Annotated in this window: 24 protein-coding genes; 20 read left to right on the top strand and 4 right to left on the bottom strand. The window is 69.9% G+C overall.

Annotation, left to right across the window (positions count from 1 at the left end; genetic code table 11):
- Positions 1–29: 29 nt before the first annotated feature.
- The 7 genes from pdxH to hemB all read left to right on the top strand — a co-directional run bounded on the left by pdxH (position 30) and on the right by hemB (position 7709).
- The gene (gene pdxH / locus JL108_RS02410; protein ID WP_205196729.1) at positions 30–668 is read left to right on the top strand and encodes a pyridoxamine 5'-phosphate oxidase; all 639 of its coding nucleotides are present in this window, start codon (positions 30–32) and stop codon (positions 666–668) included.
- Positions 669–692: 24 nt separating this feature from the next.
- Positions 693–1964 (top strand): MFS transporter, encoded by a 1272-nt coding sequence (locus JL108_RS02405; protein WP_205196727.1) that lies wholly within the window; start codon positions 693–695, stop codon positions 1962–1964.
- Positions 1965–2077: 113 nt separating this feature from the next.
- Entirely contained in the window at positions 2078–2779 is a 702-nt protein-coding gene (locus JL108_RS02400; RefSeq protein ID WP_307837160.1) for a redox-sensing transcriptional repressor Rex, read from the top strand.
- 76 nt (positions 2780–2855) lie between these two features.
- A complete protein-coding gene (locus tag JL108_RS02395) occupies positions 2856–4154 on the top strand; it encodes a glutamyl-tRNA reductase (RefSeq protein ID WP_205196725.1) in 1299 nt (432 codons plus the stop codon).
- Entirely contained in the window at positions 4151–5077 is a 927-nt protein-coding gene (hemC, locus tag JL108_RS02390) for a hydroxymethylbilane synthase (RefSeq protein WP_143911224.1), read from the top strand. The genes JL108_RS02395 and hemC overlap by 4 nt, the downstream gene beginning before the upstream one ends.
- Positions 5078–5139: 62 nt before the next feature.
- The gene (locus JL108_RS02385; protein ID WP_205197048.1) at positions 5140–6735 is read left to right on the top strand and encodes a bifunctional uroporphyrinogen-III C-methylase/synthase; all 1596 of its coding nucleotides are present in this window, start codon (positions 5140–5142) and stop codon (positions 6733–6735) included.
- Positions 6735–7709, top strand: a complete 975-nt coding sequence (gene hemB, locus JL108_RS02380; RefSeq protein WP_205196724.1) for a porphobilinogen synthase — start codon at positions 6735–6737, stop codon at positions 7707–7709. The genes JL108_RS02385 and hemB overlap by 1 nt, the downstream gene beginning before the upstream one ends.
- 192 nt (positions 7710–7901) lie before the next feature.
- Here the strand turns inward: hemB and JL108_RS02375 are convergent, their stop codons facing one another.
- On the bottom strand, positions 7902–9191 hold the full coding sequence (locus JL108_RS02375; RefSeq protein ID WP_205196723.1) for a lytic transglycosylase domain-containing protein: 1290 nt from the start codon (positions 9189–9191) through the stop codon (positions 7902–7904).
- A 193-nt stretch (positions 9192–9384) separates the two neighbouring features.
- Between JL108_RS02375 and hemL the strand changes: the two genes are divergently transcribed.
- The 6 genes from hemL to ccsB all read left to right on the top strand — a co-directional run bounded on the left by hemL (position 9385) and on the right by ccsB (position 15272).
- A complete protein-coding gene (gene hemL, locus JL108_RS02370) occupies positions 9385–10677 on the top strand; it encodes a glutamate-1-semialdehyde 2,1-aminomutase (protein ID WP_240190557.1) in 1293 nt (430 codons plus the stop codon).
- Positions 10678–10702: 25 nt separating this feature from the next.
- Positions 10703–11353, top strand: coding sequence for a histidine phosphatase family protein (locus tag JL108_RS02365; protein ID WP_143911228.1), 651 nt, complete (start codon positions 10703–10705; stop codon positions 11351–11353).
- A gap of 35 nt (positions 11354–11388) precedes the next feature.
- On the top strand, positions 11389–11919 hold the full coding sequence (locus JL108_RS02360) for a TlpA disulfide reductase family protein (RefSeq protein WP_205196719.1): 531 nt from the start codon (positions 11389–11391) through the stop codon (positions 11917–11919).
- Positions 11916–12662, top strand: coding sequence for a cytochrome c biogenesis protein CcdA (locus JL108_RS02355; RefSeq protein WP_205196714.1), 747 nt, complete (start codon positions 11916–11918; stop codon positions 12660–12662). The genes JL108_RS02360 and JL108_RS02355 overlap by 4 nt, the downstream gene beginning before the upstream one ends.
- Before the next feature lie 76 nt (positions 12663–12738).
- Entirely contained in the window at positions 12739–14343 is a 1605-nt protein-coding gene (locus tag JL108_RS02350; protein WP_205196713.1) for a cytochrome c biogenesis protein ResB, read from the top strand.
- Complete coding sequence (gene ccsB / locus JL108_RS02345; RefSeq protein ID WP_205196712.1) at positions 14340–15272, top strand: c-type cytochrome biogenesis protein CcsB; 933 nt, start codon at positions 14340–14342, stop codon at positions 15270–15272. The genes JL108_RS02350 and ccsB overlap by 4 nt, the downstream gene beginning before the upstream one ends.
- A gap of 225 nt (positions 15273–15497) precedes the next feature.
- Here the strand turns inward: ccsB and JL108_RS02340 are convergent, their stop codons facing one another.
- Entirely contained in the window at positions 15498–15761 is a 264-nt protein-coding gene (locus JL108_RS02340) for a PLD nuclease N-terminal domain-containing protein (RefSeq protein WP_143911233.1), read from the bottom strand.
- Between the two features lie 38 nt (positions 15762–15799).
- On the opposite strand from JL108_RS02340, the gene JL108_RS02335 reads away from it, so the two are divergent.
- Both JL108_RS02335 and JL108_RS02330 read left to right on the top strand, forming a co-directional pair.
- Entirely contained in the window at positions 15800–16066 is a 267-nt protein-coding gene (locus JL108_RS02335; protein ID WP_143911234.1) for a DUF4229 domain-containing protein, read from the top strand.
- Positions 16047–17129, top strand: coding sequence for a PLP-dependent cysteine synthase family protein (locus JL108_RS02330; RefSeq protein ID WP_205196709.1), 1083 nt, complete (start codon positions 16047–16049; stop codon positions 17127–17129). Before JL108_RS02335 ends, JL108_RS02330 begins: the two co-directional genes overlap by 20 nt.
- A 114-nt stretch (positions 17130–17243) precedes the next feature.
- On the opposite strand, the gene JL108_RS02325 is transcribed toward JL108_RS02330, so the two are convergent.
- Positions 17244–18134 (bottom strand): 1,4-dihydroxy-2-naphthoate polyprenyltransferase, encoded by an 891-nt coding sequence (locus JL108_RS02325; RefSeq protein WP_205196708.1) that lies wholly within the window; start codon positions 18132–18134, stop codon positions 17244–17246.
- Between the two features lie 197 nt (positions 18135–18331).
- Here JL108_RS02325 and JL108_RS02320 point away from each other — a divergent pair, with 197 nt between their 5' ends.
- On the top strand, positions 18332–19345 hold the full coding sequence (locus tag JL108_RS02320; protein WP_205196707.1) for an AMP-binding protein: 1014 nt from the start codon (positions 18332–18334) through the stop codon (positions 19343–19345).
- A gap of 75 nt (positions 19346–19420) precedes the next feature.
- Positions 19421–20860, top strand: coding sequence for an MDR family MFS transporter (locus JL108_RS02315; RefSeq protein WP_205196706.1), 1440 nt, complete (start codon positions 19421–19423; stop codon positions 20858–20860).
- Between the two features lie 16 nt (positions 20861–20876).
- On the opposite strand, the gene JL108_RS02310 is transcribed toward JL108_RS02315, so the two are convergent.
- Positions 20877–21539, bottom strand: coding sequence for an SDR family oxidoreductase (locus JL108_RS02310; RefSeq protein ID WP_205196705.1), 663 nt, complete (start codon positions 21537–21539; stop codon positions 20877–20879).
- A 37-nt stretch (positions 21540–21576) separates the two neighbouring features.
- Between JL108_RS02310 and JL108_RS02305 the strand changes: the two genes are divergently transcribed.
- From JL108_RS02305 to JL108_RS02295, 3 genes are read left to right on the top strand one after another with little or no spacing between them, the layout of a single operon-like run.
- Entirely contained in the window at positions 21577–22524 is a 948-nt protein-coding gene (locus JL108_RS02305; protein ID WP_143911240.1) for an o-succinylbenzoate synthase, read from the top strand.
- The gene (gene menD, locus JL108_RS02300) at positions 22521–24077 is read left to right on the top strand and encodes a 2-succinyl-5-enolpyruvyl-6-hydroxy-3-cyclohexene-1-carboxylate synthase (protein ID WP_205196704.1); all 1557 of its coding nucleotides are present in this window, start codon (positions 22521–22523) and stop codon (positions 24075–24077) included. Before JL108_RS02305 ends, menD begins: the two co-directional genes overlap by 4 nt.
- A 35-nt stretch (positions 24078–24112) precedes the next feature.
- A complete protein-coding gene (locus tag JL108_RS02295) occupies positions 24113–25204 on the top strand; it encodes an FAD-binding oxidoreductase (RefSeq protein WP_205196703.1) in 1092 nt (363 codons plus the stop codon).
- The last annotated feature ends 4 nt before the right edge of the window (positions 25205–25208 follow it).

The following is a 25208-nucleotide window of genomic DNA, read 5'->3' as shown; positions in this document are numbered from 1 at the left end:
TGTGCCTTGCCTATGCCTACGGTGTGGACATGGACTCCGCTGACTTCACCGCGCTGCGGCACGAGTACGAGGCCGCCGGGTTGAGCGAGCAGGACGCCGGCGACGACCCGATCGCCCTCTTCGAACGCTGGCTCGCGGACGCGATCGCTGCCGGTCTCGATGAGCCGAATGCGATGGTGCTCGCCACCGCGACTCCGGAGGGCATGCCCTCGGTACGCACCGTCCTGCTCAAGCAGCTCGACGAGCGCGGGCTGGTGTTCTTCACGAGCTACACCTCGCGCAAGGGCCGCGAGCTGGCGGTCAATCCCCGAGCCGCCGTCGTCATGCCCTGGCACCCGCTGCAGCGGCAGATCCGTGTCGAGGGGGCGGTCGAGCGCATCGATCCGGCGGCGTCCGATGCCTACTTCGCCGCCCGGCCCCTCGGCAGTCGTCTCGCGGCGATCGCCTCGCCCCAGTCCGAGCCGGTCGGTGACCGCGACGAGCTCGAGCGCCGCTATGCGCAGGTGGAACGAGCCGGAGCGGAGGTCGAGCGTCCCGAGTCGTGGGGCGGCTATCGGATCGGCTGGGAGACGGTGGAGTTCTGGCAGGGTCGGCGCAATCGCTTCCACGACCGCGTGCGGTTCCGTCGTGAGGACGGACGGTGGTCCAGGGATCGCCTAGCGCCCTGACCGTCGCGTGGCAAGATCGATCGGGTGTCCGCTCGCTCGGTCCTGCCCGACCTCACCCCGCTTCGCGTGTCACCGGCGTACCGCCGGCTCTGGACGGGGCAGACCATCTCGGCGTTCGGTCAGCAGATGGCCCTCGTGGCGATCTCGTTCGAGGCGTACCACCTGACCGGCGAGTCCTTCGCGGTCGGGCTCATCGGCCTGTTCGGGCTCCTGCCCCTCGTCCTCGGTGGTCTCTACGGCGGAACGCTCGTCGATGCCTTCGACCGCCGGAAGGTGGCGCTCGTCTCGGCGCTCGGGCTCTGGGCCTGCTCGCTCGCGCTCGTGGCGCACGTCCTGGCCGGTTGGGAACGGGTCGAGGTGCTCTACGCGATCGTCGCGGTGCAGTCGGCGATGTTCGCGGTCAACAACCCGGCGCGCGCGGCGATGCTGCCGCGCCTCCTGCCGATGAAGGTCCTCCCCGCCGCCAACGCCCTCGGCATGGCCTCCTTCACGCTGAGCTTCACGGTGGGCTCGCTGCTGGGCGGCAGCCTGATCGCGGCTGGCGGCGTCCGCTCGGTCTACATCGTCGATGCGGTGCTGTTCACGGCGGCGATCTACTCGATCCTGCGGTTGCCCTCGCTGCCCCCGGGTGAGCGCGCACCCGTTCCCGGGTTCCGCTCGGTGATCGACGGTCTCGGGTTCCTGCGCCAGGCGCCGAACCTGCGGACCTCGTTCGTGCTCGACATGTGCGCGATGGTGCTCGCGCAACCCCGCGCCGCCTTCCCGGCGCTCGCCGCGACGGTCTACCTCGCCGGAGGCAGAGGAGCGGACGGTGCCTGGGTGCTGGGCCTGCTCCAGGCGGCTCCCGCGATCGGGTCCTTCCTCGCCTTCTGCGTCTCGGGATGGATCAGCCGGGTGCATCGTCACGGAGTCGCCATCGTCGTCGCGGTCCTGGCGTACGGAGTCGCGGTGGCGCTCGCCGGTGTGACCGCCATCGGACTGCCGGGCGCGTTGTGGCTCGGGGTCACTCTGCTCGCGCTCTCCGGATCGGCCGACATGGTCAGCGCCGCGTATCGCTCGACGATGCTGCAGACGGCGGCGCCCGATGAGATGCGCGGACGGATGCAAGGCGTGTTCACGGTCGTGGTCGCGGGCGGGCCGCGTCTCGGCGACTTCCTGATGGGCTCGCTCGCGAGCATCTTCGGCGAAGGCCGGGCCATGGTGATCGGCGGTGTGCTCTGCGTGGCGGGCGTGGGACTCGCGGTGCTCAGCGCGCGTCGATTCCTCGCCTACGACGCTCGGCGCCCCATGCCGTGATCAGCGCGGCATTCGCTCGATTTTGTGAACGCCTTCACCAACTCGTAGACTGTCGAAGCGCCTTCTGACCGGCCTTCCACTGGTCGCATCGAGTCGATCGGCGCAGGAGTACCGTGACCATTCTTCCGCGTAGATCCCGGCTGACGGGTGCCTCGAGCAGCGACCGAGGCCTCCCCAACGCTACCGTCGCTCGGCTGCCGCTGTACCTGCGGGCGCTGACCCAACTGCGATCCCAGGGGTCGCAGACCTGTTCGTCCGATCAGCTCGCCGAGTCCACCGGCGTCTCCTCGGCGAATGTCCGCAAGGACCTCTCCCACCTGGGATCGCACGGCACCCGGGGCGTCGGCTACGACGTCGACCATCTGCGCGCCGAGATCGCTCAGGCCATCGGGCAGACCCAGGACTGGAATGTCGTCCTCGTCGGTGCCGGCAACCTGGGTACGGCCCTCGCGGCCTATCCCGGCTTCACCTCGCGCGGCAGTCGCATCGTCGCTGTCGTCGACGCCGACCCGGCACGGGTCGGCGAGCAGGTCGGGGATCTCTCCATCGAGTCGATCGACCAGCTCGAGACGATCATCACCGAGCGGTCGGTGTCCATCGCGATCGTCGCGACACCGGGCCAGGCCGCCCAGGACGTCGCCGACCAGCTCGTCGGCGCGGGCGTCACGAGCATCCTCAATCTCGCGCCCGTGGCCCTCAGAGTGCCCGAGGGCGTGGACGTCCGCCAGGTCGATGTCGCGGCCGAGCTGCAGATCCTCGCCTACCACGAGCAGCGCAAGGGCCACCCGCGCGAGGAAGCGGGGGTATCCCGATGAGCGAGCGCAGCGAGCGAACGACGAGGCTTCTCATGCCGGTATCGGCCTATCGTGTTCTTCTTCAGGCGGTGGCGGCATGAGCGTGTTGGTCGTGGGGATGTCCCACAAGTCGGCGCCGGTGGACCTGCTGGAGCGGGTCGCGCTGGACACCGACTCCTCGGTCAAGCTCTCGCATCGGGTGCTCGAGAACGAGTATGTGAGCGAGTCCGCGATCATCTCGACCTGCAACCGGGTCGAGGTCTACGTCGAAGCTGAGCGCTTCCACGGCGCCGTCGACGAGGTCTCGCGTCTGCTGGCCGAGCACTCCGGGCTGACGCGCGAGGAGCTCGTCCGCCATGTCTACGTGCACTACGACGAGGCTGCCGTCGCGCACCTGTTCGGTGTGGCGTCCGGCATGGACTCGATGATCCTCGGCGAGAGCCAGATCCTCGGGCAAGTGCGCGACGCCCTCTCCTCGGGCCAGGCCGAGTCCACGGTCGGGTCGGCGCTCAACACGCTCTTCCAGCAGGCATTGCGGATCGGCAAGCGCGGTCACGCCGAGACCGGCATCGACCGGCTCGCGCCGTCGATCGTCACCGCCGGGTTCGACGCCGCGGGCGATGTCGTCACCGCACCGTCCTCGCGGATCCTCGTCGCGGGCGCCGGCACCATGGCGAGTCTCGCGGTGCGCACGCTCGTCGACCGCGGCGTGGAGCCGCAGCGCATCTGGGTCGCCAATCGCACCTTCCAGCGGGCCTTCGAGCTCGTCGCCGCCTACGGAGTCAGCGCGGTGCGCTGGGAGGCGCTCGATGTCGAGCTCTCCGCGGCCGATGTCCTCATCACCTGCACCGGTGCCGCCGGAACGGTCTTCGATCGCGAGCGCATCGGCGCGGCGGCGGGGGACCGCCCGATGAGCGTCATCGACCTCGCGCTGCCGCGCGATGTCGCCGGAGACGTGCGCACGCTGCCCTCCGTCGAGGTCGTCGACCTGGAGGTGCTGGCCGCACAGGCGGCCAATGCCGAGCTCGCCGACGACGTCCGCCAGGTGCAGGGCATCGTCGCCGACGAGGTCCGCAGCTTCCTGGCCGCCAAGAACGCCTCGAAGGTGACCCCCACCGTCGTCGCACTGCGTGGCATGGCCACGGAGGTCGTCGCGGCCGAGACCGAGCGCGTGCTGGCGAGGCTCGGCGACGATGTCGACGACGACACCCGCCGCGAGGTCGGCCAGGCGCTGCGCCGTGTCGCCGAGAAGCTCATCCATGCCCCCACGGTGCGCGTCAAGGAGCTGGTCGACGGTCCGGAGGGCCTGACCTACGCCGACGCCCTGGCCGATCTCTTCGCCCTCGACCAGACCACCGTCCGAGCGGTGACCGCGGTGGGAGGTGAGCCCTCGTGACGACCCTGCGGCTAGGGACCCGCGGCAGCCAGCTGGCCGTGACCCAGTCCTCGCATATCGCCGATCGGCTGCGCGCCGAGACCGGTGCCGATGTCGAGCTGGTGACGATCAGCACGCTGGGCGACCGCTCCAGCGCGCCGCTCAGCACCTTCGGCGGTCAAGGCGTCTTCGTCGCCGCCGTGCGCGACGCGCTGGCCTCGGGCGAGGTCGATCTCGCGGTGCACTCACTCAAGGACCTCCCGACCTATGCCGATCCGCGACTCACGCTGGCGGCCATCCCGCAGCGTGAGGATCCGCGCGATGCGCTCGTGGCGCGCGATGGCCTGACCCTCGCCGAGCTTCCGGCCGGCTCGCTCGTCGGCACGGGATCACCGCGCCGTGTGAGCCAGCTCAATGCCCTCGGCCTCGGTCTGCGGATCACCGGCCTGCGCGGCAATGTCGACACGCGCATCGGCAAGATGACCTCCGGTGAGCTCGACGGCGTCGTCCTGGCCCGGGCGGGGCTCGCCCGCCTCGGCCGCACCGATGAGATCACCGAGGCGATCGACCCGATCCAGATGCTCCCGGCGCCCGGCCAAGGGGCGCTCGCCTGCGAGTGCCGCGCCGACGATGCCGACACCCATCGCCTTCTCAGCGTTCTCGACGACCCGGACACCCGGGCCGCCGTCAGTGCTGAGCGCAGCCTCCTCGCCACCTTGGAGGCAGGCTGCAGCGCTCCGGTCGGAGCGCTCGCCGAGATCGTCAACGAGGGCGAGGAGCTGTGGCTCCGCGCCGTCGTCGGCGATATCTCGGGATCCCCATCCATCCGCCTGTCCGCCAGCGGACCTCCCTCCGAGGCCGTGGCGATCGGTGAACGTCTCGCTGCCGAGATGCTCGCTGAGGGCGCCGACCGACTGGTCCAGGCCAGTACCCCAGCCCCATGACCACCCGGCAGACCACGACTCCACAGTCAAGAAAAGGGAAGACCTTGACCACCACCACCGCCATGGAAGCGCCCGTGACGCCCGTATCGACCGCCCCGGCCCTCGGCCAGGTGAGTTTCGTCGGAGCCGGACCGGGCGATGCCAGCCTCCTGACGGTGCGGGCCACCGAGCTGCTCGCGACGGCCGATGTCGTCATCACCGAGACGCCCGAGCAGGCCCTGCTCGTCACCACCGACGCCGAGATCATCGACGCGGGTCGCGACAACGACGGCAATGAGTTGACCGCCGCCGCCCGTTCGAAGCTCGTCGTCAAGCACGCCAAGGCTGGTAAGCACGTCGTCCGACTGATGGTGGGTGACCCGTTCACCTACGCCACCGGTCCGGAGGAGGCGCTCGCTTGCCACAAGGCGGGTATCGGCTTCGAGATCGTGCCGGGGGTCTCCTCGGTGTCGGCCGTCCCCGCCTACGCTGGCGTCCCGCTGACCAGCAAGCAGCACCGCGAGTACACCGTGGTGAGCGTCGGCGATGCCTCCATCGACTGGAGCGAGCACGCCGACGACGACACCCTGGTGCTCTTGTCGGCCGTGGCGCGGATCGGGGAGGTCGCCAAGGCGCTCATCGCGGCCGGTCGCCCCGAGACCACGCCGGTGGCGATGACCCGCGTCGGCACCACCACCGAGCAGGCCACGGTGGTGTCCACCCTCAAGACGATCGCCGCCGATGCCAAGGCCGCCAAGATGACCTCGCCGGCGATCACGGTCGTGGGCGATATCGTCGGCATGCGCGAGGCGCTCTCGTGGTTCGAGACCAAGCCGCTGTACGGCTGGCGGATCCTCGTGCCCCGCACCAAGGAGCAGTCCGCCGGGCTGGCGCAGCGTCTGCGCGGCTTCGGGGCGGTCTCCGAGGAGGTGCCGACCATCTCGGTCGAGCCGCCGCGCAACCCGCAGCAGATGGACAAGGCCGTGCGCGGTCTCGTCGAGGGGCGCTACGAGTGGATCGCGTTCACCAGCGTCAACGCGGTCAAGGCGGTGCGTGAGAAGTTCGACGAGTACGGACTCGACGCCCGGGCCTTCTCCGGTCTGAAGATCGCCGCGGTGGGGGAGAAGACCGCCGAGGCCATCGCCCAGTGGGGGATCCGCGCCGATCTCATCCCGAGCGGTGAGCAGTCCGCGCGCGGTCTGCTCGAGGACTGGCCGCCCTATGACGACCTCCTCGATCCGATCAACCGGGTCTTCCTGCCGCGGGCCGATATCGCGACCGAGACCCTCGTCGCCGGGCTCATCGACCTCGGCTGGGAGGTCGACGATGTGACGGCCTACCGCACCGTCCGGGCAGCGCCGCCGCCGGCGCCCACCCGCGAGGCGATCAAGTCGGGCAAGTTCGACGCCGTGATGTTCACGTCGAGCTCGACCGTCCGCAACCTCGTGGGCATCGCCGGCAAGCCGCATCAGTCGACGATCATCGCCTGCATCGGCCCGGCCACCGCGAAGACCGCCGAGGAGCATGGTCTGCGGGTCGATGTCCTCGCCGAGAAGCCCTCGGTCGAGGTGCTCGCCGACGCGCTCGCCGAGTTCGGTGCCCAGCGCCGGGACGCCTTCATCGAGGCCGGTGACCCGGTGACCAAGCCCTCGCAGCGCACCAAGCGCCGCAAGAGCTGATGTTCCCCGCGGATCGGCCGCGCCGGCTGCGCAGCACGCCCGCGATGCGGGCGCTGGTGCGCGAGACCCGAGTCGACGCATCGCAGCTGGTGCTGCCGATGTTCGTCGCCGAGGGTCTCGACGCGCCGCGTCCCATCGCGAGCATGCCCGGAGTCGTGCAGCACACCCGCGACTCGGCCAAGGCGGCCTATGCGGAAGCCGCGGAGCTCGGCCTCGGCGGCGTCATGCTGTTCGGGGTCCCCGAGCACAAGGACGCGGTCGGCTCGGGTGCGGTCGATCCGGCGGGCATCCTCAACCTCGCCATCGCCGATGCGCGGGCCGAGGTCGGCGATGCGACCCTCGTGATGGCCGATCTGTGTCTCGACGAGTTCACCGACCACGGCCACTGCGGCGTGCTGGACGCGCGGGGCCGTGTCGACAACGACGCCACGCTCGAGATCTACGCGCACATGGGTGTCGTGCAGGCCGAGGCCGGCGCGCATGTCGTGGGTCCCAGCGGCATGATGGACGGCCAGGTCGCGGCGATCCGCGAAGCGCTCGATGCCGCGGGCCATCTCGACACCGTGATCCTGGCGTACGCGGCGAAGTACGCCTCGGCCTTCTACGGGCCGTTCCGGGAAGCGGTCGACTCCTCGCTGCAGGGAGACCGGCGCACGTACCAGCAGGATCCTGCCAACGCCCGCGAGGCGGTGCGCGAAGCGCTGCTCGACCTCGCCGAGGGCGCCGACATCGTCATGGTCAAGCCGGCGCTGTCCTATCTGGACCTGATCGCCGACGTGCGGCGCGAAGCCGATGTCCCGGTCGCCGCCTACAACGTCTCCGGCGAGTACTCGATGGTCGAGGCCGCCGCCGCCCAGGGGTGGATCGACCGGGAGCGCGCGATCGACGAATCGGTGCTCTCGATCCGGCGCGCGGGTGCCGATATCGTCCTCACCTACTGGGCCGCCGAGATCGCCCGCCGCCTACGCGGCTGACCGTTCCGGCGGCGGTGGGTCAGCGCCCTTCCGCGGCCGGCGGTGACCTACGCACCTCTCGTCGCGGTGGGCGGTGACGTACGCACCTCTCGTCGCGGTGGGCGGTGACGTACGCACCTCTCAACCGGATTGAGACGTGCGTAGGTCACCGCTTCCGTTCACGCCTCGGCGCGATGGGCTACCGGCCGCGGATCAGTGGGGCTCGTAACCGCGGCTGGTCATGCACTGCTGGTAGCGGCCCTCGTTGCCACGGGGGTCGGTCAGGCGAACGCTCTTGGCACGGCAGTCGGTCGAGTTCAACACCCAGTCGACTCCGCCTGCCAGCCTGGAGATGAGCCGGGTGACGGGCTTGACGACATCCTCGACGACCGGAACGCCGTCGACGGTGTTGTCGACGCCGTCGGTGATGGGGTCCGTGACATCGCTGACGGGACCGCGAGGTGCGGAGCCGCTCCCACCGCCTCCGCCAGGAGCCGGGTTGGTCTCGGGCAGTGTCTCGAACCGCGGCGGCTCGCTGCCACCGTCGCCTCCGCCGGTGCCGCCACCTCCGCCGCCGCTACCGCCGCCGGACCGCCGCTGTTCCTCCTCGACGCGCTTCTGCTCCGCGGCCCGCTGGGCACGCTCGGTCGCCTGCTGACGTTCGGCGGGGGTCATCGTCTGGTCGCGCTCGAAGCTGGTCAGGACCGAGGACTTGGAGCTCCCGGTGGGCACGGTGGAGAAGTTGCCCTTGCTGTAGGCATCGGAGATCTTGAGGACGAGATCGACGTACTCGTCGGAGTTGTTGTACCGCTTGACGGCCGCCTTGAGGTCGTCGCGCGCGGAGAGGTCGCCGTCCCCGGCGCAGAGGTAGATCGCCGAGGCCGTGGCCGCGTCGTGGATGTTCTGGGGATTCTTGGTGCCGTCCTGGTCGGCGTCGATGCCGACGGCATCCCAGGTGGTGGGGATGAACTGCATCGGACCGATGGCGCGATCGAACTCGGTGTCCTTGTCGAGCTTGCCGTCATCGGTGTCGCGAATCAGCGCGGTGCCGTTCTTGCCGTTGAGCGGGATGCCGTAGATGCCCGGCTGCGCGTTGCCGTCGGAATCGAGGTTGTTGCCGTTGACGCGGCCGTGATCGGACTCGACCCTGCCGATGGCGGCCACGAGATGCCACGGGAGATTGCAGGACGCGTCGGCCTGCTTGAGCAGGCCGGCAGCGCGCCGGTAGGCGTTCGCCGCCACCTGCGGAATGCCGTCGGAGGCGAGGGAGTCCAGGGTTCCTTCGGCGCCCGCCTTGGGGTCGATGCCCGCGGGAGCCTTCTCGACGCTGGCCGGCGACTCGAAGGGCGTATCGGGCACCTCCGGGATCGCGCCGTACTCACTGTCGGCGGTCGCCAGGCCCGGGCCGGCCACGGCGACGGCCGTCGCTCCGACCAGCAGACCAGCGGGAACGACGGCTGCGATGCGCTGCCAGCGCGGCAGTGTGCGCCATGAACTACTCACCAGGACTCCCTCCCCGGGCGTATGAGACCCGTCTCACACGGTAACCCGAAGTTGCGTGACACTCCACCCAACGAGGATGTGGACGCGAGGTTACGGCTCGCTGTGGTGGTCGTCACGGCCACTCCGGGCCTGCGGTATCCGCGCTTGTGCCAATTGGCACAATGGCGAGGTGCCCACTGACCGTTCCGCCGATATGTTCCAGCGCGCCCGTCGCGTCTCTCCGGGCGGGGTGAACTCGCCGGTCCGCGCCTTCAAGGCCGTCGGCGGCACCCCGCGCTTCATGACCTCCGGCGAGGGTGCCTGGCTCACCGATGTCGACGGCAACCGCTACGTCGACTTCGTCGGCTCGTGGGGGCCGATGCTGCTGGGCCATGCGCATCCGCAGGTCATCGCCGCGGTGCAGGAGGCCGTGGCACGCGGGACCTCGTTCGGCACGCCCGCCGAACCGGAGGTCGCCCTCGCCGAGGAGATCGTCGAGCGGACCAGCGTCGAGTCCGTCCGCCTGGTCACCTCGGGCACCGAGGCCACCATGTCGGCGATCCGCCTCGCTCGCGGCGTCACCGGACGAGACCGCGTCGTGAAGTTCGCCGGCTGCTATCACGGGCACGTCGATCCGCTGCTGGCCGAGGCCGGATCGGGGGTCGTCACGCTCGGCATCCCCGGCACGCCCGGCGTCCCGGCGCATGTCACCGCGGACACCATCGTGCTGCCGTACAACGATGTCGACGCGGTGCAAGCGGCGTTCGCCGAGTTCGGCGGCCAGATCGCCTGCATCATCACCGAAGCGGCGCCGGGCAACATGGGCCTCGTGCCGCCGGCACCGGGCTTCAACGCGGCGCTGGCGCGCATCGCGTCCGAGCACGGTGCCCTGTTCATCAGCGACGAAGTCATGACCGGCTTCCGCGCGGCGCGCGCGGGCCACTGGGAGCTCGACGGTCAGCGTGAGGGATGGGCGCCCGACCTGGTCACCTTCGGCAAGGTCATGGGCGGCGGCTTCCCCTCCGCCGCCTTCGGCGGTCGTCGCGACCTGATGGAGCATCTCGCCCCGGCCGGCCCGGTCTACCAGGCCGGCACACTGGCCGGCAATCCCGTCGCCACCACGGCCGGCTTGACGACCCTGCGCCTGGCCACCCCCGAGCTCTACACCGATCTCCTCGCCACCTCGCTGCGAGTCCGTGAGCTCGTCGGGGAGGCCCTCGTCGGCGCCGGGGTGCCGCACGTCATCCAAGCGGCCGGAACCATGTTCAGCGTGATGTGGGGGGTCACCGATCCGGTGACCGACTTCGCCGGCGCTCAGCGCCAGGACACCGCGGCCTTCGCCGCCTTCTTCTCCAGCATGCTCGACCAGGGCGTCTACCTCCCCCCGAGCGCCTTCGAGACCTGGTTCGTCTCGGCGGCTCACGACGACGCCGCCCTGACTACACTGTCCGAGGCGTTGCCGGCGGCCGCCCGTGCCGCGGCCCGCGCGCTCGACGACCGCCCGTGACCGCGAGAACGAGGACGATCCGACCATGACCACCAGGACCACCGTTCACCTGATGCGCCACGGCGAGGTGCACAATCCCGCCGGCGTGCTGTACGGCCGGCTCGCCGGCTACAACCTCTCCGAGCTCGGCCACGAGATGGCCGAGACGGTGGCGGAGTCGCTCAAAGACCGCGACATCACCTATCTGGTGGCGTCACCGCTCGAGCGCGCCCAGCAGACGGCGCGCCCGATCGCGGAGATCCTCGATCTGCCGATCCACGATGACGAGCGGGTCATCGAGGCGTCCAACAAGTTCGAGGGCAAGACCTTCGGTGTCGGCGCGGGCGCCCTGAAGCGCCCCGGCAACTGGCTCTTGGTCTGGAACCCCGTCCGGCCCTCCTGGGGCGAGCCGTACAAGCAGATCGCCAAGCGCATGGAGCTGGCGATCGACGATGCCCGCGAGGCGGCCCGCGGCCACGAGGCCGTCATCGTCGCGCACCAGCTGCCGATCTGGATCGCCCGGCGTGCCTATGAGCGTGCGCGCTTCGCCCACGACCCGCGCAAGCGCCAGTGCTCGCTCGCGAGCCTGACCTCGCTGACCTTCGAGGACGACCGCTTCGTGTCGCTGCACTACAGCGAGCCGGCGGGTCACCTGTTGCCGGACGTGCTCAAGGGCAAGTTCGTGGGCGGCGCCTGATGCGACACGCCCTAGCCGGTCTCGGGGTTGCCGCGATGCTCGTCCTCACTGCGTGCAGCGGCGTCGAGGAGGGCGGCGAAGGCGGCTACATCAGTGGTGACGGCACCGTCACCACCATCGACCCCGGCGACCGCCAGCCGGCACCCGCGCTGAGCGGCCTCGACCTCGAGGGTGAGGAGCTCTCCACCGAGGACTTCGCCGGGCAGACCATCGTCGTCAACCTCTGGGGATCCTGGTGCCCGCCGTGCCGCAAGGAGATGCCGATCCTCAAAGAGGTCGCCGAGAGCTATGAAGACTCCAGCGTCCAGTTCCTCGGACTGCTGACCCAGGACAAGCCCGCCTCGGCCCGCGCCTTCAACGACAAGATCGGCATCACCTATCCGAGCATCGTCGACGACAGCGGCGAGAACCAGCTCGCCTTCGCCGACTCACTGCCCTCGCAGGCGATCCCCACCACGTGGATCATTGACTCCGAGGGCCGAGTCGCCGTGCGCATCCTCGACCCCGAGCTGGGCGCGGGCACGCTGACCGATCTCATCGAATACGTGCGGAAGAGCACGCAGTGACCGACTGGTTCGGCGATGCCGTCCTCTCCGGATCGCTGATCGTGGCGATTCCCGTGGCAGCTCTCGCCGGACTGGTCTCGTTCTTCTCACCCTGCGTCCTGCCGTTGTTGCCGGGCTACCTCTCCTATGTCTCGGGCGTGGGGGTGCAGGACCTGCGCACCAGCAAGCGCTGGCGTCTCGCCCTCGGCTCGGCCCTGTTCGTGCTCGGCTTCACCGCCGTGTTCGTCGCCGGCGGAGCGCTGTTCGGGGCGGCCGGTCAGCGGCTGCGCCCCTATGGCGACACCCTGACGATCGTGGCCGGGGCGGTCCTCATCGTGCTCGGTCTGGTCTTCGTGGGAGCCATCCCGGGACTGCAGCGTCAATGGAGGATGCGTCAGGCGCCCAAGGTCGGTCTGCTGGCGGCGCCACTGCTCGGAGTCGTGTTCGGCATCGGCTGGACGCCGTGCCTCGGGCCGACCCTCTCGGCCGTGCTCATCCTCGCGGGGAACGAGGGGACGGCGTCCCGCGGGGCGTTGCTGACCCTCGTCTACGGGCTCGGCCTCGGCCTGCCCTTCATCATCGCCGCGTTGTTCTTCGCGCGGTTCATGGGAGCGCTCGACGTGGTCAAACGACACCAGCGCGCGGTCTCCATCATCGGGGGAGTGTTGTTGATCGTCACCGGTCTGCTCATGGTCAGCGGTCTGTGGACCGAGCTGGTCTTCCACCTGCAGCAGTGGGCCGCCGACTTCGAGGTGGTCGTATGAGCGAGCGAAGCGAGCGAGCGATGGGGCTTCTCATGCCGGGACCTGTCTATCGTCGTTCTTTCTGGCAGGTGGTCGTATGAGCGAGCGTGCGAAGCGGCAGCAGCGGGCGTCGGAGCTGGCCCCCCGGGAGTTCCTGCGGTGGATGTGGCGTCAGCTCACGTCGATGCGCACGGCCCTGTTCCTCCTCCTGCTGCTGGCCGTCGCGGCGATCCCCGGATCCTTCATCCCGCAGCGAGGCGTCGACGCCCGGGCCGTGCAGATCTTCTTCACCGATCATCCGACCCTCGCGCCGATCCTCGACGCGATCGGGATGTTCTCGGTCTACTCCTCGCCGTGGTTCAGCGCGATCTATCTGCTGCTGATGATCTCGCTCGTCGGCTGCATCATCCCGCGCATCGGCGTGTACGCGCGAGCGTTGCGGTCGCGCCCCCCTCGCGCACCCCGTAACTTCGCGCGGATGCCGGCATCGGGCAGCTTCACCACGACGGCCTCGGTCGACGAGGTCATGCAGGCCGGCCGGTCCGTGCTCGGCCGGGCCCGGATCGATGTCGTCGACGACGATGCGGGCAGCGAACTGCGAGCCGAGAAGGGCTTCCTCCGCGAGCTCGGCAATCTCGTCTTCCACGTCAGCATCGTGGTCGTGCTGATCGGGGTCGCGATCGGCGCCCTCTGGGGCTATCGCGGCTCGGTGATCGTCACGGAGGGCAATGGCTTCTCCAACACGCTCAGCCAATACAACGAGTTCGATTCCGGCCCGCTGTTCGACCCCGAGGATCTCCCGCCCTTCAGCTTCCGGCTCGACCGGATGATCGCGGAGTTCCACGCCGACCCCGAGCAGCCGCAGTACGGCGCTCCCAAGATGTTCCGCGCCGATGTCACGTACACCGAGCGCCCCGGTGACGAGCCCACGCCCTACGAGATCTTCGTCAACCACCCGCTGTCGCTCGACGGCGGCGAGGTGTTCTTGCCCGGGCAGGGGTACGCCCCGGTCGTCCGGGTGACCGATGCCGACGGCGAGGTGGTCTTCGAGGACGCCGTGGTGTTCCTGCCCGAGGACGGGAGCTACCGGTCCTCCGGCGTCATCAAGGTACCCGATGCGCAGCCCACGCAACTGGGCTTCCAGGGCTTCTTCCTGCCCACTGCCGTGTCGACGGGGGAGGGCCAGGCCTCCGAGACGATCTACCCGGGAGCGGTCAACCCGCTGATCGGGCTGCGCATGTGGACCGGCGATCTCGGCCTCGACGACGGCGAGCCGCAGTCGGTGTACGTCCTGGAGAAGGACGGCATGCAGGAGGTCCTCGACGAGGCCGGCGAGCCGCTCAACATCAGCCTGAGCCCGGGACAGTCGCAGGCGCTGCCCGGTGGCGGCACGATCGAGTTCGTCGAGCTCCGCCGCTTCGCCCGCTTCCAGATCGCGTCGACACCCGGGGTGATGCTGCCCCTGGTGGGCGTGAGCGTCGGGGTGGTCGGGCTCATCGCCTCGCTCATGGTCCGTCCTCGCCGGACCTGGATCAGGGCGAAGGTCACGACCGGCGATGACGGCCGGTCGCTTACAGTGGTGGACGTCGCCGCGCTCGACCGCGTGCCGCGTGACGAGCTACCGGACGATCTCGACGAGTTCCTCGCCAGCCTGCGCGAGGAGCTCGGTGAGACGACATCCGCACAGGAGAACCGGACATGACCGTAGAGCAATTCGCCCAGATCTCGAACTACACGACCGTCGCCGCCACCTGCGTGCTGGGGCTCGCCCTCCTGGCCTATGTCGCCGAGTGGGCGTTCGCCCGCAAGGTCGAGGCGAATGCTCCGGCTATGGCGGGCTCCGCCGGCGCAGCCTCCCCGGTCGCCGAGGAGTCCGATGTCGAGCCGGTGACGGATCGCTTCTCCAGGATCGGTCTCGTGCTGACCGTCCTCGCGACGGCGCTCATGATCGTCAGCGTCGTCACTCGCGGGCTGGCGGCCGAGCGGGTGCCCTGGGGCAATATGTACGAGTTCGGTCTGATGGGCATCACGATCGCGCTGGTCATCTATCTCGTGCTGGTGTGGAAGTACCAGGTGCAGTGGGCCGGCGGCATCGTGGTGGCCTTCGGCCTGGTGGTGCTCGGCATGTCGCTGTCGACCTATGTCCCGGCCGGCCCGCTGGTGCCCGCCCTGGACTCGCACTGGTTCATCATCCACGTCGGTGCCGTGGTGCTTGCCGGAGCCTTCTTCCTGGTCGGTGCCGCAGCCTCGGTGCTGTACCTCATCCGCGCGAGGGCCGAGGCGAAGGGCACGGTCGGCCCGGTGCTCCGGCGCTTCCCGGCGGCGGCCGTGATGGACAAGATCGCCTACCGGGTCAACGCGATGGCCTTCCCGTTGTGGACCTTCGGCGCGCTCATCGCCGGGCCCATCTGGGCGCACTACGCCTGGGGACGTTACTGGGGCTGGGACCCCAAGGAGGTGTGGGCGTTCATCACCTGGGTGGTCTACGCCGGCTACCTGCACGCCCGGGCGACCGCTGGCTGGAAGGGACGCCGCGCGGCCTACTTCTGCCTCATCGGCTTCGTGACCTTCCTGTTCAGCTACTACGGCGTCAACCTCTTCGGCTCCGGCCTGCACTCCTACGCCAAGTAGGTCCTCCGCGCCCCCTCCGAGATGTGGCCGGTTGTGGCCCGTTGGGCGACGGTCGAACGGGCCACAACCGGCCACATCGTGGCGGCTTCGGCTGATCTTCTCGCTCGGTGAGATCGGCCCCGGGATACTCCCAGGACCGGTCTGGGACCGACGTGTGCCGGGGTGTGGCCCTGGAGAGCCTTCTCAGGGGCTACACCCCGGCGAAAGTCGTCCGACAGGGGAGGCTCAGAGGCCGCGGAGGTAGTCCGGGTCGTCGTCGGGACCGCGGGGTCCACGGGGGCGCCAGTTGCGGGGTCCGGACGAGGGACGCTGGCGGGCCTGGCCGAAGAAGATCCAGAGCAGGGCTCCGGCGTACGGGAGCAGCACGATCACGGCCACCCAGGCGAGCTTGGGCAGGTGCTGGACGCGAGCCTTCGGGGCGGCCAGCAGGTCGAAGAGCGCGTAGACCAGCAGAACGACCCCGACCACGACCAGCAGCGCCTTGCCCATGGACCCGAGACTACTCGGACCCCCGTAGAGTTCGGGCCATGAAGGCATTCTGGTTGTACACCTTCGCGCGCCTCGGCGTCTTCATCAGCTGCTACCTGGCGACCTGGCTCATCGCGAGCCTGTGGATCGACGGATTGACATTCCTCAATCTGTGGGTGCTCATCGTCGCGCTGGTGGTCTCCTCGGTCATCTCACTGTTCGCGCTGGCTCCGCTGCGCGACGCCCTCGCGGCCCGGTTGGAGTCGCGGGCGTCGTCGATCAACCAGCGCATCGAGGAGTCGCGGCGTGCCGAAGACGTCGACTGAGCTGCGCGACTGGATCGACACCGCGATCGGCCGGGTCGAGGCCGATGCGAACCGCAGCGCGGACACGCATCTGCACACCTTCGCGCTCCCGACGCCCGGCATCGACCTCTACCTCAAGGATGAGTCCGTCCATCCCACGGGCAGCCTGAAGCACCGGCTCGCCCGCTCGCTCTTCCTCTACGCGCTGTGCAACGGCTGGCTGCGCCCGGACTCGACGATCATCGAGGCGTCCAGCGGCTCGACGGCCGTCAGCGAGGCGCACTTCGCGCGGCTCATCGGGCTGCCCTTCGTCGCGGTCATGCCGGCCACCACGAGCACCGAGAAGATCGCCCTGATCGAGTTCGAGGGCGGCCGCTGCCATCTCGTCGACGACCCTTCGACGGTCTACGACGAGGCGCGCCGGCTCGCGCGCGAGTGCGACGGGCACTATATGGACCAGTTCACCTATGCCGAGCGTGCCACCGACTGGCGCGGCAACAACAACATCGCCGAGTCGATCTACGCGCAGATGGCCGCCGAACCCCATCCGATCCCGTCCTGGGTCGTGGTCAGCGCGGGCACGGGCGGAACCTCGGCCACGATCGGCCGCTTCATCCGCTACCGCCGCCACGCCACCCGGCTGCTGGTCGCCGATCCGGAGAACTCGGCCTTCCTGGAGGGCTGGGACACCGACTCATCCGATGTCGTCACGGGTGTGCCGGGCCGTATCGAGGGGATCGGACGGATGCGCGTCGAGCCGTCCTTCGTCGGCGGGGTCGTCGACGACATGATGCGAGTGCCCGATGCGGCCTCGATCGCCACGACGCGGTGGGTGTCCGCTCGCCTCGGCCGTCTGGTGGGCGGATCGACCGGCACGAACGTGTGGGCGGCGCTGCAGATCGCCGAGAGGATGCGAGCCGCGGGGGAGACCGGCTCGATCGTGACCCTGCTCTGCGACGGCGGGGAGCGGTACACGCATACCTATTTCGACGATGTCTGGCTCGCCGATCGCGATATCGACACCGCCCCCTACGCCGCAGCACTGGACAGCTACACGGCGACCGGCACGCTCACGCTGCCGTGAGCCCTCGCCCGCGGTGGCGGTAGGCCATCAACCTTACGCCCGCGGTGGCGGTAGGCCATGAACATTATGGGGCCGGTATGGGGTTGACAGGCTACCGCCGACCGCGCCCAGGCGTCAGAGCGAGCCGATGACCAGGCCCGCGGCCAGGCCGATGGCGTAGACGAGTTCGAGCAGGCCGGAGTCGCGTAGAACAGCGATCAGCTCGCGTCCGGTGGCCCCCGAGCCGATCACCCGCACCGCGCGGGCGGCCAGCGGTGCGCTGGCGAACGCGAGGAGCGCCCACCACGTCGTCACCGCCGCGCACCACACGGCGGCGGCAGCCGCGATGACGATCAGCAGCGTGTAGAAGCGCCGCGACCCGCGGTCGCCGAGGACGACGGCGAGGGTGCGCTTGCCGACCTCCCGGTCGGTGGGGATGTCGCGCAGATTGTTGGCGACCAGGATCGCGCAGGCGAGCGCTCCGATGCCGATGGCCGCGGCGGTGCTCGCCTGATCGATCTGCTCGGTCTGCACATAGGCGGTGCCGATGACCGCGACGAGACCGAAGAACAGGAAGACGCTGACCTCGCCGAGCGCGCGGTAACCATAGGGATTCGAGCCGCCGGTGTACGTCCACGCGGCGGCGATGGCCGCGGCGCCGACGAGCAGCAGCCACCAGGTGGTCGTGGCAGCGAGGGCGATGCCGAGGACGCCGCCGAGCGCCAGGAAGCCGAGCGCTGCCGCCTTGACCTTGCCCGGCGCGACGTGTCCGGATCCGACCAGTCGCAACGGGCCCACGCGCTCGGCGTCGGTGCCGCGGACGCCGTCGGAGTAGTCGTTCGCGTAGTTGACGCCGATCTGCAGGGCCAGGCTCACGCCCAGCGCCAGGAGCGCCTTCCACCACACGAAGCCGTCGGCGTGGACCGCGACTCCGGTGCCGGCGAGGACCGGCGCGACGGCTGCGGGCAGCGTCCGGGGACGCGCGCCTTCGATCCACAACTGGACGGTGCTGGGGGAGGAACTCACCCGCCAGAGTCTGCCACTGTGCGGGCCACCGGCCGCCAGGTATCCCGTGCCTGGCGGCGGTAGCTCATCAACGGCACCTCGAGCGTGGAGGTAGGCGGTCAACGTCACGCCGGGTTCATGAGGTTGAGGACGTACCGCTGGAAGCCGCGAAACGTTGCTGGGCTACCGCTGCTGGGTGGGTCCTAGGCTGGGTCGGGATGAACGCCTCCCTGCGCCCCGTGTCCGGCACGACCCGTGAGATCTATCCGCTGTTGGCCGAGTGGGTGCGCGATGGCGGCGACTCGATCGTGGTGCGGACCTCCGGGAGCACGGGAACCCCGAAGGACGTGACGCTTTCACACGCGGCGGTCGTCGCTTCGGCCCGTGCCAGTCTGGAGCGCCTGGGCGGCCCAGGTCAGTGGATCAGCGCATTGCCGCCGACCGCCGTGGGCGGACTGCAGGTGCTCGTCCGCTCGATCCTCGCCGGCCAGGAACCGGTGATCGCCGAGGACCACGCGTCGATCCCGCTCGCGATCGAGGCCATGACCGGGGGACGACGCTACGCCTCGTTCGTGCCCACTCAGCTGTTCCGTCTGCTCGCCTCCGATGAGGCGGCGGCGCTCGCCGGCCTCGATGCCGTCCTGCTCGGAGGTGCTGCCGCGCCGGCCGATCTGGTGCGCCGCGCGGACACGCTCGGCATCCGCATCGTGCGCACCTACGGCATGAGCGAGACGGCCGGCGGGTGCGTCTACGACGGCGTCCCGCTCGAAGGAGCCCGGATGCGGATCTCCTCCGACGGCCGCGTGGAACTCGCCGGGCCGATGCTCTTCGACGGCTACGGCGACGCGAGGCGCGTCGGTGAGTGGTTCACCACCGCCGACCTCGGTGAGATCACCGACGGCCGCCTGCGGATCATCGGTAGAGCCGATGAGATCGTCGTGTCCGGTGGTGTCAACGTCCCGCTTCCCGCGGTCACCGAGGCAGTGCGAGGCGTTTCCGGTGTCGTGGATGTCGTCGTGACCGGGGTCCCCGATGACGAGTGGGGCACGAAGGTCGTCGCGGTCGTGGTGGGGTCGGCGGGGCTCCAGGAGCTGCGCGATGCCGTCGAGGCGGCCGGGCATCCACGGTCCTGGGCGCCGCGTGAGCGCGTGATCGTCGAAGCCCTGCCGCTGCTGCCCGGGGGCAAGCTCGACCGGCTGGCCGTGAAGGAGATCGCCGCCCGAGGCGCTTGACCGGGGGAGTATCGTAGGAAGGTCGGCCTTGCGCCGGCTTCTTTCGTCTCCCATCCAGTTGAACGGGGTTCCTCGATGTCCGCGCCCGCCTCCCAGGCCGCCCCCAAGCTCGCCCGCGAGCACCTGATCCTCATCGGCGTGCTGCTGGTCGCGAGCTTCGTGGTGATCCTCAACGAGACCGTCATGAGCGTCGCCCTGCCGGTCCTGCAGGAGGATCTCGGGGTCGAGCCGAGCGTCGGGCAGTGGCTGACGACGGCCTTCCTGCTGACGATGGGCGTCATCATCCCGCTCACCGGATTCCTCATCGAGCGGATCGGCACCCGGACGCTGTTCATCACCGCGATGGGACTCTTCACCGCCGGCACCGTGGTCGCCTTCTTCGCGCCCGGGTTCGCGGTGCTGCTGGTGGCGCGGGTGATCCAGGCCTCCGGCACCGCGATCATGATGCCGTTGCTGATGACGACGATCCTCACGATCGTCCCGGTCGAGCGCCGCGGCGTCATGATGGGCAACATCACCATCGTCATCTCCGTCGCGCCCGCGCTCGGCCCGACGGTGTCGGGCGTGATCCTCGATCACTTCGGCTGGCGCTGGATCTTCGGCCTGGTGGCGCCGATCGCCGTGCTCGCGCTCGTGCTCGGTGCCCGCTATGTCGTGGAGGTCGGCGAGCGCTCGGACAAGCGGGTCGACCTGCTCTCGATCCCGCTCGCGATCGTCGGTTTCGGTGGCGTCGTCTACGGGCTCTCGGCACTCGGCAAGTCCTCCGGCGGCGGACCCGTGCCCGTGTGGCTCGCGCTGACCGTCGGCGTCATCGCGGTGATCGCCTTCGTCGTGCGGCAGATCGCGGTCTCTCGCGAGAACCGCGCCCTCCTCGATCTGCGAGTCTTCGGCTCCAGCCAGTTCACCATCGCGATGATCGCGATGACGGTGGGCTTCGCGACCCTCATGGGCGCCATCATCCTGGTGCCGTACTTCGCGCAGCAGTCCCTCGGCCTCAGCGCCGCGCAGACGGGCCTGCTCACGCTGCCCGGCGGCATCCTGATGGGCTTGGCGGGTCCGATCGTCGGACGTCTCTACGACGCCTACGGACCGCGACCGCTCACCCTGCCCGGCACGATCCTGGTCGCCATCGGCATCTGGATGCTGACGACGGTCGGCGTCGACACCCCGATGTGGTGGCTGATGGTCTCCCAGATCGCGATCAACGTCGGTCTGGCCGCCACCTTCACGCCGGTCATGACCAGCGGACTGGGATCTGTGCCGGCTCCGCTCTACTCGCACGGGTCGGCGACGCTGGGCACGTTCCAGCAGGTCGCCGGCGCGGCGGGAGCCGCGATGCTGGTCTCGATCATGTCGGTCGTGGCGACCGGCGGAGATTCGGGCGGCCTGGAGGATCCCCAGGCGGTCGCCGACGGTGTCGTCGCGGCCTTCCGGGTGGCCGGTGCGCTGTCGCTGGTGCTGATCGTGGTGTGCCTCTTCGTCCGCCGTCCGGCCCCTCAGGACGCCGCGTCCTGAGGGGCCTGGCGGGCGCTCAGCTGGAGAGGGCCGCGGTGACCGCCTCGTGGATCGAGCCCGGCCCGCTCACCAGTTCCCACTGACGACCCGAGGTGCGGTTGTCGTCGAGCACGGCGGCGAGCACAGCGGCCACGTCGGCGCGGGGGATCTCACCCCGCTCGACCTGCGGGCCCAGGAGCACGCGCCCGGTCGGCTCGTCATCGGTGAGGGCACCGGGTCGGATGATGGTCCAGCGCAGCGAGCTCGCCCGCAGCGCGGCATCGGCGTCGCGCTTGGCCTGGACGTAGGCCTTCCAGACATCGCCGGAGTCCTCCGGCGGGTCCTCGTCGATGCCGATGGCGGAGACCTGGAGGAATCGATCGATGCCGACCTTCTGCGCGGCCTCGATCGACTTCAGCGACCCGCCCAGATCGACACTCTTCTTGCGCTCGATATTGCCGTCGGGGCCGCCGCCGGCGGCGAACACGACCGCCGCGCAGCCCTCGAAGGCCTGCGCGAAGTCATCGGTCTCGGCATTCTCGATGTCGAGCAGGCGCGAGCGCGCGCCCAGCGGGGTCAGGTCATCGGCCTGTTGTGGGTCGCGGATCAGCGCGACCGGCGTGTGCCCGGCATCGACGAGCAAGGGAATCAGGTGGCGGGAGATCTTTCCGTGACCTCCGACGATCGCAATGGCAGCCATGTCTATCACCGTAGCGGGAACTCGCTATGGTCGTCGGGTGCAGTTTCGGACCTTCACGATCACCATGCCGACGACCTTTCGCGGAGTGAACCGCCGCGAGGGGATGGTCGTGCGCGGTGAGGTCGGCTGGGCGGAGTTCAGTCCGTTCCTCGACTACAGCGCCGTGGAGTGCGTCCCCTGGTACCAGGCGGCGCTCGACTCGGCCAATCGTCCCTGGCCCGATCGGGTCCGCGACCGGGTGCCCGTCAACATCACCGTGCCGGCCGTCGACCCCGACCACGCGGCCCGCATCGTGCTCGGCAGCACCTGCCGGACCGCGAAGGTCAAGGTCGCCGAAGGGGGCCAGTGCCTGGCCGACGACATCGCCCGAGTGGAGGCGGTGCGCGACGCGCTGCCACTCGGCGGCCACCTGCGCATCGACGCCAACGGCGGCTGGGAGGTGGGCGAAGCGGTCAAGGCGATCCGCAAGCTCGACAAGGCGGCGCGCGGACTCGAGTACGTCGAGCAGCCCTGCGCCACCGCCAAGGAGCTCGCCGAGGTGCGCAAGAAGGTCGAGGTCCCGATCGCCGCGGACGAGTCGATCCGCCGATCCGGCGACCCGTTCCGCGTCCGCGACCTGGAGGCCGCGGATATCGCCGTCCTGAAGGTGCAGCCGCTCGGCGGCATCCACGCCTGCTATCGGATCGCCGAGCAGATCGACATGCCTGTCGTGGTGTCCAGCGCCGTCGAGACCTCCATCGGACTGGCGGCGGGGATCGCGCTCGCGGCCGCGCTACCGGACCTGCCTTTCGCCTGCGGTCTCGCCACGACCTCGCTGCTGGCCGGTGACGTCGTGACGGAACCGTTGCACCCGGTCGACGGCTGCCTGCCGGTCATCCGACCCGAACTCGACGAGCGAGCCTTCGCCCGCGTCGCCGCGCCCGAGGACATCGACGAACGGTGGCAGCTGCGTCTCGAGGCCGTGCGCGAGGAGCTCGAGGAATGACATCGCCGCGAGCGGTCGACATCGCGCGTGATCTCGTGGACGAGCTGCTCGCCCGCGGCACGACGGAGGCCGTTCTGGCTCCCGGCTCACGTTCGGGGCCTCTCGCGCTGGCGCTGCACGCTGCCGATGAGCAGGGCCTCCTTCGGCTGCACGTGCGTGTCGACGAGCGCGAGGCCGGGTTCCTCGCGCTCGGGCTGGCGAAGGCGACCGGACTCCCGGTACCGGTGGTCACGACCTCGGGAACGGCGGTCGCCAATCTGCACCCGGCGTTACTGGAGGCGCTCCACGCGAGTGCGCCCGTCCTCGCGGTGACAGCCGATCGCCCCGGCCGTCTGCGAGGCACCGGAGCCAATCAGACCACCGACCAGCGTCGGATCTTCCCCCACATCCGGTTCGTCGAGGGAGTCGCCGAACTGGCCGTCGGCTGGGGCGAGGATGGACCCTGTCATCTCAACCTCGAGCTCGACCAACCGCTCATCGAGCCGATGCAATGGCGGTTCACCACCCTCCGCCGGAGCGTCGAGACACCCGCGCCGGCGGTCACGGTGGTGGATCCCGGGCCCCGGACGGTCGTCCTCGCCGGCGACGGGGCCGGCGACGGCGCAGCGCTTCTCGCCGAGAGCGGTGGCTGGCCGCTCCTGGCCGATCCCAGCTCCGGAGCGCGGCGTGGGGAATCGGCCATCGCGACGTATCGACTCCTGCTCGACCACTTCGCTCCGCGCATCGAGCGGGTGGTGTCCTTCGGGCACGCGACGCTCTCGCGATCCGTGACGGCTCTGCTGAGCCGCTCGGATGTGGACATCGTGCATGTCGGCGATCAGTCGACCTTCCCGGTCCCCGCGGGCGAACGAGTGACCTTCGTCGAGTCCGTCGAGACGATCGGACGACCGGCCGACGACTGGCTGGACGCATGGCAGGAGGCCGACAGGAGAGTCCGCGCCGGTCTCCCCTCCGCCGAGGTCTTCGATATCGCCCAGGCGGCGTGGAGCGCGGCCGCCGACGGACTGCTGTTCATCGGCTCCTCCAATCCGGTACGCGACCTGGACCTCGTCGGCGATCCAGCCCGGCCGCCCCGTCGGGTGCTCGCGAATCGCGGCCTGGCGGGTATCGATGGCGCCCTGTCCACTGCGATCGGTGCAGCGCTCGCGCGGCCGGACCGGAAGGCACTGGGGGTGGTCGGCGACCTCACCTTCCTGCACGGCAGCAACGGGTTGTTGATCGGTCCGGCTGAGCCCCGCCCGGACCTGACGATCGTGGTGGTCTCCGACGACGGGGGCAGCATCTTCGCGACCCTCGAACAAGGCTCCGCGGACTACGCCGTCGCCTTCGAACGTGTCTACGCCACCCCGACCGGCGCCCGTATCGCGGAGCTGTGCGCCGGGTACGGCATCGCTTACGAGCGTGTCAGCGCCGCCGCGCTGCCGGCCGCGCTGACACAGGAGGCTCGCGGTGTCCGTGTCCTGGAGGTGCCGGTGTCCCGGGAGGATCGCCGAGCACTCGCCGAGGCCTGCGTGCGCTCGGCGCACGAAGCTCTGGACAGGATGACGCCCTGACGCCGAAGTAACGGCGGAGCGGTTAACGTCGGGGCATGGGTTCACCCGATATTGCGGTGATCGGGGCCGGGATCGTCGGCCTCGCCGCCGCCCACGAGCTACGACGGCGCGGTGCGTCGGTCACGGTCTACGAGTCGGGGCGGCCGGGACACGGCCAGTCGGCCGGTTCCTCGCGCATCTTCCGGCATGCCCACGCCGACCCGCGCATGATCGACTATGCGGTGGAGTCTCGAAAGGCGTGGCGGCGCTGGGAGGACGAGTTCGGGGCGCCGTTGATCGCTGCGGACGGTGCTCTCGCGCTGGGCCCCGGCGCACCCTCGATGCTCTCCGCCTTGGCCGAGCGCGAGGGCATCGAGGCATCGGTCGCGGACGCGAGAATCCTTGCAGAACGGCTTCCCGTGCTCGCGGCCTACGAGGGTCCTGGTCTGGCGGACAGGTCCGGTGGATCGATCGACACCATCCGGGTGATCTCGTCGCTGACGTCCGCGGTGGGTGACGGTTTGGTGGGCGATGTGGTGCTGAGCGTGCGTCCGCTGGCCGGCGGAGGGGCGGAGGTGCGCACCGCGAACGGCTGCCGGAGCCACGATGCCGCCGTCGTGGCAGCAGGGCGGGGCACGCAGGCGCTGGCCCGCGGTGCGGGGCTCTCGCTGCCGGTGGAGACTCGCGCTCACGTACGGGTCTCGTTCGCGCCGCGCTCGCCCGTCGGATCGCTCGCGACCCTTCAGGACACGAGCGGTGCCTTCGGGGAGGCGGGCGTCTACGCGGCCGCCTATCCGGATCGCTCGGCCTACGGCGTGGGTCTCGCCGAGGACGTGCCGACGGCCGAGGACGGCGCGATGCTGGCCCCGGACGGTCTCGCGGCGCATGTCGAGCGGGTGATCGCTTACGTGAAGCGGGCCCTTCCCGGCCTCGATCCCGATCCGGTCGGTTACGTGCACTGCTGGGCGACCCGTCTTCCCTGGGGCGATGATGGCGTCGCGGTCTGGACCGCCGGGGACATCGCGTTCCTCGCGGGACACAATCTGTTCAAGCACGCTCCCGCCCTCGGCCGGGAGCTGGCGGCTACCGTGCTGGACGGCGAGGTCCCGGCCCTGCTGCGACCTGAGGCGCGCTTCGGGCGGGCCTGATCGC

This window comes from Aeromicrobium sp. YIM 150415, from assembly GCF_016918125.1.
Classification (GTDB): Bacteria; Actinomycetota; Actinomycetes; order Propionibacteriales; family Nocardioidaceae; genus Aeromicrobium; species Aeromicrobium piscarium.
This window is presented reverse-complemented; position numbering and strand designations above follow the sequence as displayed.